General features: G+C 70.5%; 11 protein-coding genes. 6 read left to right on the top strand and 5 right to left on the bottom strand.

The features are described from left to right. The coding region (locus AB0O34_RS21265) for a MarR family transcriptional regulator (RefSeq protein WP_363917773.1) at positions 1–354 on the bottom strand (354 nt) is incomplete at its 3' end. Between the two features lie 300 nt (positions 355–654). Between AB0O34_RS21265 and AB0O34_RS21270 the strand changes: the two genes are divergently transcribed. From AB0O34_RS21270 to AB0O34_RS21285, 4 genes are all read left to right on the top strand, one after another. Next, complete coding sequence (locus AB0O34_RS21270; protein ID WP_363917775.1) at positions 655–1,422, top strand: hypothetical protein; 768 nt, start codon at positions 655–657, stop codon at positions 1,420–1,422. Position 1,423: 1 nt separating this feature from the next. Then, complete coding sequence (locus tag AB0O34_RS21275) at positions 1,424–2,041, top strand: hypothetical protein (RefSeq protein WP_363917777.1); 618 nt, start codon at positions 1,424–1,426, stop codon at positions 2,039–2,041. A gap of 55 nt (positions 2,042–2,096) precedes the next feature. Beyond that, a complete protein-coding gene (locus AB0O34_RS21280; protein WP_363917779.1) occupies positions 2,097–3,134 on the top strand; it encodes a LacI family DNA-binding transcriptional regulator in 1,038 nt (345 codons plus the stop codon). A 184-nt stretch (positions 3,135–3,318) separates the two neighbouring features. Further along, entirely contained in the window at positions 3,319–4,641 is a 1,323-nt protein-coding gene (locus AB0O34_RS21285; protein WP_363917781.1) for a PHB depolymerase family esterase, read from the top strand. 213 nt (positions 4,642–4,854) lie between these two features. Here AB0O34_RS21285 and AB0O34_RS21290 read toward each other — a convergent pair whose 3' ends face one another. The 4 genes from AB0O34_RS21290 to AB0O34_RS21305 all read right to left on the bottom strand — a co-directional run bounded on the left by AB0O34_RS21290 (position 4,855) and on the right by AB0O34_RS21305 (position 9,297). Further along, complete coding sequence (locus AB0O34_RS21290) at positions 4,855–6,042, bottom strand: TIGR03118 family protein (protein WP_363917783.1); 1,188 nt, start codon at positions 6,040–6,042, stop codon at positions 4,855–4,857. Positions 6,043–6,141: 99 nt separating this feature from the next. Next, entirely contained in the window at positions 6,142–7,002 is an 861-nt protein-coding gene (locus AB0O34_RS21295; protein ID WP_363917785.1) for a carbohydrate ABC transporter permease, read from the bottom strand. Continuing rightward, complete coding sequence (locus AB0O34_RS21300) at positions 6,999–7,937, bottom strand: sugar ABC transporter permease (RefSeq protein ID WP_363917787.1); 939 nt, start codon at positions 7,935–7,937, stop codon at positions 6,999–7,001. The genes AB0O34_RS21295 and AB0O34_RS21300 overlap by 4 nt, the downstream gene beginning before the upstream one ends. A 10-nt stretch (positions 7,938–7,947) precedes the next feature. Further along, positions 7,948–9,297 carry an extracellular solute-binding protein gene (locus AB0O34_RS21305; protein WP_363917789.1) on the bottom strand — a complete coding sequence of 450 codons (1,350 nt, stop codon included), beginning with the start codon at positions 9,295–9,297 and terminating at the stop codon, positions 7,948–7,950. A 424-nt stretch (positions 9,298–9,721) separates the two neighbouring features. Here AB0O34_RS21305 and AB0O34_RS21310 point away from each other — a divergent pair, with 424 nt between their 5' ends. Continuing rightward, entirely contained in the window at positions 9,722–11,215 is a 1,494-nt protein-coding gene (locus AB0O34_RS21310) for an alpha-N-arabinofuranosidase (protein ID WP_363917791.1), read from the top strand. Between the two features lie 192 nt (positions 11,216–11,407). Continuing rightward, a complete protein-coding gene (locus AB0O34_RS21315) occupies positions 11,408–12,313 on the top strand; it encodes a dihydrodipicolinate synthase family protein (protein WP_363917793.1) in 906 nt (301 codons plus the stop codon). The last annotated feature ends 2 nt before the right edge of the window (positions 12,314–12,315 follow it).

The following is a 12,315-nucleotide window of genomic DNA, read 5'->3' on the forward strand; positions in this document are numbered from 1 at the left end:
CTCGCTCATGCGCTGCCGGGAGGCGTCGGTCAGCTCCAGGCTGGCCGCCCGCCGATCGCCGTCGGACCGGGTGCGCCGCACCAGTCCCGCGGTGGTGAGCTGGCCCACCAGGGTGCTCACCGAGTTCGGCGCCATGCCGAGCTCCGCCGCCGCGGCGGCGACGCCGAGGCCGGGCCGCCGGTACAGCAGGCGTACGAGATCGGCCTGGGCGCCGGTGAGGGACGCGAACACCGGCCCTCGCCCGGCGGCCCGGCGCGACGCCCGCCGCAACGTGACCACGGCGGCCAGCAACTCCTCCGCGAGCACCTCGAACGTGCCCGATTCGTCCGCTAAATCGCCTTGTGTATATGACACTCCTGGAGAATACCTCTAAGTCAGAGGTATTTACCAAAAGTCCTGGCCACCGGGGCGAGCCGGAGGCACGCGGGCTCAGGAGGCGGGGCGAGGAGGAGCGCAGGGGGCTACGGCTCGCGCCGCACCGAGAGCCGGTCCGCGACGCCGAAAGCGACCCGGACGCCCACCTCCCCGGGGGAAAACCCCACCCACATCTCCCCGAACGGCCACCATGGTCGTTACGTAATGTGATAGCTATGTGACGGCATGCGATCGGCAAGGCGGGGCACCCCCGCCTGATACGAAGCTATGGAGATGGTCATGCTGGTCTGCGTACTCGCAGTGGCCGCGGCGGTCGGCGTGGTGGCGACCGCCGCCTTTCTTTTCCGCAGGCTCGGCAACGGCACCGACGACCTCGTCCCGGACGGCCCGTCCGCGAGCCACGCCGGATCGATGCTCTCGTCGTTGTTTTTGCTGGTGTTCGCCATCGCGATCGTCGTGCCGTGGACGACGGCCGACGCCGCCCGCCAGAACACCTACGCCGAGAGCCAGGCGGCCGTGGAGACCTACTGGTCCGCGGCCCGGCTTCCCGCTCCGGGCGGTTCCCAGCTGCAGCGGCAGGTGCGCGACTACGTCGGGTTCGTGCTCAACAAGGAGTGGCCGCTCATGGCCTCCGGCACGCTCAGCGTGGAGGGCGCGTCGCGCCTCGCGACACTGCGCACTCAGGCGGCGGGCCTGATCGTCAAGGACGACGACGCGAAGGCCGCCAAGGCCGACGTTCTCGACGAGGTGAGAGATCTGTCGGCGGCCCGCCGCCAGCGAGCGGCCGACGCGCGGGCCACGCCTCCGGGGGGCGTGCTGCCGCTGACGATCCTCACGGGTCTCATCGTCATCGTGTTCCCGTTCCTGGCCGGTGCCCGGCCCCGGGGCAAGACGCTCGTGCCGCTGGTGGTGATGGCGGCGCTGCTCGGGGTCGGGGTGTTCCTGACCTGGCAGATCTCCCACGTGTTCGCCAGCGGGCTGTCGGTCGGCCCCGACGCGTTCAGCGCCGCGCTCACGGAGTTCGACCGGATCCCGTGGAGCGGGTGACGTGGCCGCTCCTCGCACGGCGGCGCTCCTGGCGGTGCCCGCCGCGAGCCTGTCACTGGCAGTCCTCGCCGGAAACCCCCCCGCCTCAGCTTCGGTGGGAAATCTTGTCGCGGCCGACGTGACCCTCTGTCTCGACGTCGACGTGGTGGTGAGCCTGCGGGTCGGCATCAGCATCGGGGGATACCCTCCGATCTGCCAGGCCCCGGCGGCACCGCCTGCTCCCGCGCCACCCCCTGCCCCTGCCCCCGTGCCGACCCCGCCCCCCGCGCCGACGCCGCCCCCCACCTCGCCGTCCACGCCCACCCCCACCGCGACCCCGACACGCGCCCCCGCCCCGACGCCGGCCCGGTCCCGGACCCCGGCGCCCGCGCCGTCGATCCGCCCCGCCGTGCCCGCCCTGCCTCAGCCGCGGACGCCCGCCACGTCCCGGCCCGCGCGGCCTCCGGCGGAGCGCGTCCCGACGCCGCCGGCGGTCACACCGGCTCCTCGCATCCACGCGCTTCGCGCGGCGCTCCAGCCGTCCCGCCGCCGCAGCCCGCTGACCTCGGTCATGGTCCTGGTCGTGCTCTCACTGGTGATCGCCCTCGCCGCGGGCCTGGCGTTCGGCACGATCCGGTAGCCCGGCGAGTCCGTTGATCTGGCCCGCGTGAAAGGCGGGCGGGTAAGCTGAGCCGATGACCGTGACGGGTTCCGGCCTTGGCGCAGAGGGAGCGCAGCGGCATGAGCTGACCGTCGCGAAGATCGCCAGTCTGGCCGGGGTGTCCGCGCCGACCGTGTCCCGGGTGATCAACGGTCACTCGGGCGTCGCCCTCAGCACCCGGCAGCGCGTGGAGGCCGTGCTGCGCGAGCACGGATACCGCCGGCGCGAGAGCAGCTCGTCGTTCCCGATTATCGAGCTGGTCTTCCACGCGCTCGAAAGCCTCTGGGCGCTTGAGATCATCAGGGGAGTCGAGCAGGTCGCCCGCGACCGCGGTCTCGTCGTCGTGCTCACCGAGATGCAGGGCAGGCTCACCCCCGGGAAGGCCTGGACGGAGCAGGTGCTCGCCCGGCGGCCGACCGGGGTGATCGCGGTCTTCTCCGAGCTCACCGTTCAGCAGCAGTCGCAGCTCGCCACCCGGTCGATCCCACTGGTCGTGCTCGACCCGACCGGGGAGCCGCTGCACGAGACCCCGTCGGTGGGCGCCACGAACTGGAGCGGCGGCATGGCGGCCACCCGGCACCTGCTCGACCTCGGCCATCGGCGCATCGCCATGCTCAGCGGGCCGCCCCAGTGGCCCTGCTGCCGTGCCAGGCTCGACGGTTACCGGGCGGCCATGGACGCGGCGGGCGTGCCGGTCGATCCCGGCCTCGTGCGCGTCAGCACCCTCTATGTCGAGGGCGGGCTGCGCGACGGGGCCGAGCTGCTGCGCCTGCCGCACCGGCCGACCGCCGTCTTCACCGCCAACGACCTCCAGGCGTTCGGCGTCTACGAGGCCGCGAGGCAGGCGGGGCTGCGGATACCCGACGACCTGAGCGTCGTCGGCTTCGACGACCTGCCGTTCACCCGGTGGGCCGGCCCGCCGATGACGACGGTGCGGCAACCGCTGGTCCAGATGGGTGCCACCGCGGCCGAGCTCGTCCTGGCGCTCGCCGACGGGGAGGAACCCGCCCAGCGCCGCGTCGAACTGAGCACCACGCTCGTGGTCCGGCAGAGCACCGCGCCCCCTGCTTGAGCGACGGCCGTCGCCGAAACTTTCACCCTGTTCGCGGCCGTGTCGTGCTGCCTCCCAGGTCCCCGGGTCGTCCTTTGCAGGTGCCCACCGGCCATCTTGTCCGCTGAAACATTCCGGTCGATACTCCGGAATGTTTCAAGGGGTCGCGCGCGACGCGACCCACGCCGGAAGAACAGGACATCTGATGAGGATCAGAAAAACGCTGCTGGGCGCCGTCGCGGCCACCGCGATGCTCGTCGTCGCCGGCCTCGCCACGGCATCCCCGGCGTCGCCCGCGTCGCTGACCGAGGTCACCGGCTTCGGTACCAACCCCAGCGGCCTGAGGATGCACATGTACGTGCCCGACTCGGTCGCGGCACGACCGGCCATCGTGGTCGCCGTGCACTACTGCACGGGCTCCGGCCCGGCTTTCTTCTCCGGAACGGAGTTCGCCTCCCTGGCCGACAGGTACGGGTTCATCGTCGTCTACCCGTCCGCGACGAGAAGCGGCAGCTGCTTCGACGTCTCCTCGCCGCAGGCCTTGAGACACGACGGCGGCAGCGACCCCGTGGGCATCGTGTCCATGGTGAAGTACGTCGAGCAGCACAACAACGGCGATCCCGATCGGGTGTACGTCACCGGCGCGTCCTCGGGCGGCATGATGACCAACGTCCTGCTGGGCGACTACCCGGACATCTTCAAGGCCGGCGCGGCCTTCATGGGCGTTCCGTTCGGGTGCTTCGCCACCACCGACGGCTCCAGCTGGAACAGCGCGTGTGCCAACGGCACCGTCACCAAGACCCCGCAGCAGTGGGGCGACCTCGTACGCGCGGCCTATCCCGGCTACAGCGGCGCCCGTCCCCGGATGCAGGTGTGGCACGGCACCGAGGACGCGACGCTCCGCTACCCGAACTTCCAGGAAGAGATCAAGCAGTGGACCAACGTCCACGGGCTCAGCCAGACCGCCGCGCTGACCGACCACCCGCAGCCGAGCTGGACGCGCACCCGCTACGGGGGCACCGGCACCATCGTCCCGGTCGAGGCCATCAGCGTCCAGGGCGTCGGGCACAGCCTGCCGACGAGCGGCATGGCCGCGGCGGCCATCCAGTTCTTCGGCCTCGCGGGCGGGCCCACCGCCACCCCGACCCCGACCCCGACGCCCACGCCGACCCCGACGCCCACGCCCACCCCAACTCCGTCTCCGGGGTCGGGTCCCTGCCGCGTCACCTACACGATGAACACCTGGAACACGGGGTTCACCACCGCGGTCACGATCGCCAACACCGGCACCTCCCCGATCAGCAACTGGGCGCTGGCGTTCACGCTTCCCGGCGGGCAGGTGGTCACCTCCGCCTGGAACGCCACCGTCTCACCTTCCAGCGGCCAGGTCACCGCCAGGAACCTCGCCTACAACGCGACCATCGCACCGGGCGCCTCGACGGACTTCGGCTTCCAGGCCACCCACACCGGTAACACCGGCAAGCCGGCCTCCTTCACCCTCGGCGGCGTGAGCTGCACCATCGGCTGAGGGCCCGCTCGGCACGCGAAAGCCGGGGGACGCCGGACAACCCCCCGGGGGCGGGATGTCCGAACAACCGAAAGCCGGCTGCGGGGCGCGCCACCCCGCAGCCGACTTCCGCTCATTCGGGCGGGTCGTGCTGTTCTCTAGGAAAGATGATGAATCCTCGGTTGGAAGGAGCCCTCTGACCGAGCGGCTCGGTGGTCGCCCACCTCCCTTGCGCTAGTACGAAGAGTTGGAGGAGGAAGTCGGCGAGGCGGTCGGCTTGGCCGACGCGCTCGGCGAGGAGGACGGTGTCGCCGAGGTACCGGCGGCGTCCGCGGGCATGATCAGGCCGACCAGGCCGTGCTGGGCCTTCTGGATTCCGGCGGAGAACCACAGGGCGTTCTCGCCACCGCTGGCGGCGGTTCCCTGCTCCAGGTCCCACAGGCCCTCGATCGCGATGGCCTTGCCGTCGGCCTTGCGCAGCGGGCCGAGGTAGCGGCCGTTCCTCGGGTTGTAGGCGTTGATCCAGCCGTCGCCGAAGTTGCCGACGAGGAGCGCCCCGGCGTACTGGCCGAAGCCCTTCGGTGCGGCGATCATCGCCCAGGGGGCGTTGAGCGCGCCACGGGCGGCGACGCGGGCGGTCAGCCGGCCGGAGGCGTTGAACCGGCTGATGAAGCCGAAACCCCTGCCCGCGATCGACTTGCCGGTCTCCGGGTCCCGCTTGGCGTACGCGACGTAGACGGCGTTTCCGACGATCTCCACGTTGTAGGCGGAGTAACCCCGGGGGAGGCCGCGGTCCACGAAGGCCCACCGCGACAGCCGTACGCGGCTGAAGTCGTCGTCGAAGACGTGGATCCGGTTGTGGGCGAAGTCGGCCGCGAGGAGGAAGGACCCGCGGTTGGTGCGCATCATCGCGAGACCCTTGTAGTCGGCCTTGCGGGTGAACGCCGCGATGATGGCGCTGCCCGGGTTGACCTCGGCGTTCCAGCCGGTGATGGCGCCGCTGGGGCTGGCGAAGATGAACGTCGCCGGGCCCGACACGCCCTTGCTGGAGATCTCGAAGCCTTCCTCACCGTTGAAGACCTGGCCGGTCGGCGTGCCGCCGGGGATGGCGACCTCGGTCTTCTCCTTGGTGAGCTGGCTCGCCCCGCCCGAGTACACGGTCGCCGAGCCGGTGCCCGCGTTGGAGACCCACAGCGTCTTGCCCATGGCGAGACCCCAGGGGTTGACCAGCTTGGGGTCGGTGACGTCCGCCTTGCCCGCCACGTCCGAGATCAGGGGGAGCTCGGCGAACCGCGTGTTGGTGTGAGTGGTGGTCTTGGTGGACTCCTTGGACTGCGTGGACTCAGCGTGCGCCGGGATCGTGCCGGTGGAAATGCCCAGGACGAGTGCCGCAGCGCAGAGCGTGACGATGCGTGGCCGCATCAGGCCTCCTATGTCGTCTGCATGTGCGTACGGACGGAGGTACGCGGCACTCTGTGAGCCGGTTCAAACCGAGTTGTACTTCTTTCCGAGGCGAGCCGATCACGTACCGCTCAGACCGGTGTGGGCGACGCTGCGGATGATGTCGCGCTGGAAGAAGACGTACGCCACCAGCAGCGGCAGGCCGCCGAGCACGGCCGACGCCATGATCTGCGCGTACCGCAGGCCGTACGAGCTCTGGATCGTCGCGAGCCCCACCGGGATCGTCATCAGGTCAGGGTCGGAGACCGCCAGGAACGGCCAGAAGAAGTTGTTCCAGGTGAGTATGAACGTGAAGATGCCGACGGCGGCCAGCACCGGCCGGGACAGCGGCAGCACCACCTGCCAGTAGAGCCGCCATGGCGACGCCCCGTCGACCCGCGCCGCCTCCTCCAGCTCGCGCGGCAGCCCGTCGAAGAACTTCTTGAGGATGAATACCATCGCGGGCGCGGCCACCTGGGGCAGGATCATCGCCCAGTAGGTGTCGACCAGGCCGAGGCCGAGCATCTCCCGGAACAGCGGCACGACCAGCACCTGGGGCGGCACCATGATGCCCGCGACGACGACCGCGAGCAGCGCCCTCCTGCCGCGGAAGTTCGTCCGCGAGAAGCCGTACGCGGCCATGCTCGCGGTGAGGAGCACCAGCACGGTCACGCCTGCGGCGACCACGGTGCTGTTGAGGAACCACCGGACCAGATCGCTCTCGGTGAAGACCTTGCGGAACGCCTCGAAGGTGAAGTCGTCCGCCCACCAGGTGACGGGGATTCTCGTCGTCTCGCTCTCGGGCTTGAGCGCGGTGTCCACCGCCCACAGCAGCGGGGTCAGCCACAGGGCCGCGATGACGGCCGTGACGGCCAGCCCGGCGATGTTCCACGCTCGCGCCGTCGCCTGAGGCGCCCTGTTCGGTGTCGGTACGGCGGTCATCGCTCGTCCTCCCGGCGCGACGGGAACAGCTTGAGCTGGGTGACCGACACCACGACGATCAGCACGAAGAAGAACGACGAGATGGCCGAGGCGTAGCCGAACCGGAAGCTCGTGAACGCGGTGTCGTAGACGTACTCGAGGACGGGCCGCGCCGAGAAGCCGGGCCCGCCCGAGCCGTTGTAGATGAGGTAGACCTGGTCGAAGATCCGCAGGCTGGCGAGGAGCTGGAGCACGATGACCAGGCCGGTCGTGCGCTTGAGCAGCGGGAGGGTGATCGACCACAGCCGATGCCACCAGCCCGCACCGTCGATCGACGCCGCCTCGTACAGGTGTTCCGGGATCTGCTGGAGCGCGGCCAGGTAGAGCAGGAAGTTGAACCCCGCCGTCCACCACAGCGTCGCGATGACCACCGAGACCATGGCCAGCGAGGGGTCGCTGAGCCATCCGGCCTCGGGGAGCCCGATCGCGGTGAGCCCGGCGTTGAGCAGGCCGAAGCCGGGCTGGTAGATCCAGATCCAGATCAGTGCCATCACGCTGGCGGGCAGCAGGAACGGCATGAAGAACGACAGCCGCCACAGCCAGCGCAGCGGCATGACCCGGTTGGTGAGCAGGGCCATGACGAGCCCGACCAGCACCAGGGGAGGCGTGCTGAGCAGGGTGAAGTACAGGGTGTTGCCCAGCGCGCTCCACATCGCGGAGTCGCCGAGCATCTCGGTCCAGTTGCGCAGCCCGGCCGGCTCGCCGCGCGTGCCGGTGAGGCTCTCGTTGAAGAAGCTGAGCCCGAACGCCGACAGGGTGGGCCAGATGAGGAACGCGGCGTAGAACAGCAGGAACGGCAGGACGAACAGCAGGCCGATGGGGATGCGGCGCCACAGCGGCGGCCTCGTCCCGGTTACGGGGACCGCCGCCGTCGCCCGCGTGGTGATGGTCGCCATCAGGGCCTCCTCATACGGGACTCGGAGTGGAGAGCAGCTTGTCGACGGCCGACTTGAACAGCGCGAGACCCTGCTCGGGGGTGCGCGAGCCGGCGAGCACCGACTGGAAGGCGGAGGCGGCCTGGGTCTCGAAGTCGGACCCGGACCCGCTGAACCACGCGGGCGGGTCGAGCTGCACGTCCGGAGTGACGTCGCGGTACTCCGACTGCGGCTTCAGGGCCAGGTACTCGGGGGCGGTCACGACCGGCTGGTACGCGGGCACGTGCCCCGCCCGCCCCCAGGTGACGCTGGACTTCAGCAGCTCGGTGATGAACCGGTAGGTGGCCCGCGTCGTGATGGGGTCGCGAGCCCGCTGGTGCGGCAGGACGAAGGAGTGGGAGTCCCCCGAGGTGCGGGCGTCGCCGAAGATGGCGGGCAGCCTGGTCATGTTGTACGGCATCCCGGCGGTGGTGAACGTGGTCGTCTCCCAGCCGCCGTTCCAGTGGAACCCCGCCTTGCCGCCCGCGAACGTGGCGACCGCGCCGGCGTAGTCGGTGTCCTTCGTGGCCAGGCCCTCGGCGGTCAGGCGGCCCATGAAGGTCAGGGCCTTGAGTGCCTTGGCGTCGTCGATGCCGGCCGCGCCGCCGGGCGGGAGCGCGATGTCGCCGTCCTGCTGGCGGTAGAGCGCCCAGAACAGCCGCCACGGCATCACGTCGAGGTTGTCGAGCGCCAGCCCGTACGCTCCGGTGACCTTCTTGGCCCTGGTGAGCGCCTCGATGACCTGGTCGGGCCCGGTCATCGGCGCGAGCTTGCCGTCGGCTCCGAGCAGCCCGGCCTTCCGCGCCACGTCGGTGTTGTAGTACGTGACGAACGGGTGGGTGTCGAGCGGCAGCGCGTACAGCCTGCCGCCGACCGTGGCCCGCTCGACCAGCCCGGACGGCAGCTGCCCAGGGGTGACGCCGAACTCGGCGAGCAGCCGCTCGTCGAACGGGTCGAGCAGGTGGCCGGGGGCGTATCCCGCGAGCCGGGAGAGGTGGAGGATCGCGACGTCCGGGGCGCGTCCGCCGGCCGCCGCCATGGCGAGTTTGGTGTAGTACGGAGCGCCCCAGGCCAGGGTGACCGCTTCCAGGGAGATGCCGGGGTTCCGGGCTCTGAACTCGTCCTGCATCTCGAGCATCAGCGCGCCGTCGCCGCCGCCGAACAGGTTCCAGTAGCGGACCCTGGTGGTGGCGCTCGCCGCGCCGCATCCTGTCAGAGGGACCGCGCCCAGGGCGAGCGCCGTGCCGAGCACGGCCCGCCGGGTCGGGCGCGGGGGACCGCCATCCGGAACGGCTCGCGGGGGACCGCCACCCGGAACGGCTCGCGGGGGTACGCCGGCCATCGTCTCCTCCGATCACGAGATCGTCTGGGTGCCGGTCGATGCCGTGAGCGGTGCGCGGACCGGCCTGCGGTGGTGTCCGTTATCGCTGACAATATGGACGAAGAGGCGACGGCGGAGCCGGGCGCGGCCCGCCCGCTCAAGGTGATCCACGGGCGCCGGTCAGGGGCGCCCGGTATCGCCTGCGGGCCGGGTCGTGGTCGCGGGCGGCACCCTCATTGTTTCGGTGAGGTTTCCCGAGTGTTTGCGATAACACAATCGCTGTCAAGACCCTTGTTGCGAGAGGTAGGGCGCCTGCGGTGTGACCTGTGCGAGCGTTGACGAGATCGAATCGTTACCATTGGGAGTCCTTGACCGGCCCGATGGGAACGCTAACAATCGGTCGGGTCAACCGGTGCGTTACAGATCGCGAAGGCGGGCAGGAACCGTGCACCAGGCGTCCCTGACGATCGACCCCGCCTTCCGCGTCGCCCCGGTGCGGCGCCGCACGTTCGGCACGTTCGTCGAGCACCTCGGCCGCTGCGTCTACACCGGGATCTACGAGCCGGGCCACCCCACCGCGGACGAGGACGGCTTCCGCCGCGACGTCCTGGAACTCACCCGCGAGCTCGGGGCGAGCACCGCGAGGTACCCCGGTGGCAACTTCGTCTCCGGCTACCGGTGGGAGGACGGCATCGGCCCGGCCGCCGGCCGCCCGGCGCGGCTCGACCTGGCCTGGCACTGCACCGAGCCCAACCTGTTCGGCCTCGACGAGTTCGCGCGCTGGGCACGCAAGGCGGGCGTCGAGCCGATGATGGCCGTCAACCTCGGCACGCGCGGGGTGCAGGAAGCGCTGGACGTCCTCGAATACTGCAACGTCGAGTCCGGCACCCGCCTGTCCGACCTGCGCATCGCGAACGGCGCCAAGGATCCGCACGGCATCCGCATGTGGTGCCTCGGCAACGAGATGGACGGTCCCTGGCAGATCGGCCACAAGACCGCCCACGAGTACGGCAGGCTCGCCGCCGAGACCGCGCGGGCGATGCGCATGATCGACCCCGATCTGGAGCTGGTCGCCTGTGGCAGCTCAGGCTCCTCCATGCCGACGTTCGGATCCTGGGAGGCCACGGTCCTCGCGGAGACCTACGAGCACGTCGACCACATCTCCTGCCACGCCTACTACGAGGAGAAGGACGGCGACCTCGGCAGCTTCCTCGCGTGCGCGACCGACATGGAGAACTTCATCGCCTCCGTCGTCGCCACGGCCGACCACGTACGGGCCAAGCTTCGTGCCGCCAAGCGCGTCAACGTGTCCTTCGACGAGTGGAACGTCTGGTACCAGAGCCGCTTCGCCTCCCGGGAGCCGTTCCGGGACTGGCCGGTGGCGCCACCACTGCTGGAGGACCGCTACCACCTGGCCGACGCCGTCGCCGTGGGTGGGCTGCTGATCACCCTGCTGCGCAACAGCGACCGGGTCACCGCCGCCTGCCAGGCGCAGCTCGTCAACGTGATCGGGCCGATCATGACCGAGCCCGGCGGCCGTGCCTGGCGGCAGACGATCTTCCACCCGTTCGCCCAGGCCGCCCGGTACGCCTCCGGCGACGTGCTGCGTGTGGAGCCGGTCTCGCCGCTGTACGACACGGCGGAGTTCGGCGAGGTGCCGGTGCTGCACGCGGTCGCGACGCGGGACGACCAGCACACCACCGTCTTCGCGGTGAACCGCTCGACCGACCGGCCCGTGGAGCTGACCCTGGACACCCGCGCGCTCGGGACGGTCCGGGTCGTCGAGGCCACCACGCTCACCGACGACGACGTCTACGCCGCCAACACCGCCGACGCCCCCGACCGCGTCACCCCGCGGCCCAACCCCGACGTCCAGACAGGCCCGGCCAGGGTGCTCCTCCCACCCGTCTCCTGGAACGTCATCCGCCTGGCCCGCTGAGCCTTCATACCGGGCATGGATGGGAAAACCTGAGCTGGGTGGGACTCCTGCCCACCAGCAGTCGCACGTTATGCGGCTCAGTCGGGGGTGACCTCCTTCACCTGCGCGACGATCTTTGACATATGTCAGTAGGTCAGCACGACGATGTACTGATATACCAGAGTCAGGAGTCGCCATGAAGGGAAGATCGCGATGCTGGATGACGTGAGGCGGGTGCTTTCGTCGGTGGTGTCCATACCGGTGACGCCGTTCGACGGGCTCGGGCGGATCGACGAGCCGGCCTACGCCGCCGTGGTGTCGCGCATGGTCGCGGCGGGGATCACGGCGGTCACCCCCAACGGCAACACCGGAGAGTTCTACTCGCTGTCCACCGCCGAGCTGAACCGCGTGGTCGCGCTCGCCCTGGAGTCGGCCGGCGAGGCGCGCGTCATCGCCGGCGTCGGGCACGACACCGGCTCGGCCGTCCGGCTCGCGACCGAGGCCGCGAAACTCGGCGCGCACGCCGTCATGGTCCACCAGCCCGTGCATCCCTACCAGTCGGAGGAAGGCTGGGTCGACTACCACAGGGCCGTGGCCGAGGCCGTCCCCGGGCTCGGCGTCGTGTGTTATCTCCGGTCCCCGCTGATCACTCCCGGGACGGTGCGGGCCCTGGTGGACGCGTGCCCGAACGTGGTCGGGGTCAAGTACGCGTTGCCCGACCCGGTGCGGTTCGCCGAGATGACGGTCGAGGTCCCCGAGGTCACCTGGGTGTGCGGGCTCGCCGAGAGCTGGGCGCCGTTCTATTGGATGGGCGGCGCGCGCGGGTTCACCTCCGGCCTGGTCGCCATCGTGCCCGAGCTGTCGCTGGAACTGCACGGCTTGCTCCAGGCCGGCGACACCGGCGGCGCGATGCGGCTGTGGCAGCGCCTCAAGCCCATCGAAGACCTGCGTGCCAGGCGGGGCAACGCCAACAATGTCTCGGTGCTCAAGGAGGCGCTGGCCCAGCTCGGCCTGTGCCGCCGCGACGTGCGCCCCCCGATCTCCGTCCTCCCCGACGGGGAACGCGACGAGGTCACCGCCGTCCTCCGCTCCCTGCGCCTCCCGGTCGGTGCCGCGTGAGC

It is taken from the genome of Sphaerisporangium sp. NPDC088356 (assembly GCF_040685555.1).
GTDB lineage: Bacteria > Actinomycetota > Actinomycetes > Streptosporangiales > Streptosporangiaceae > Sphaerisporangium.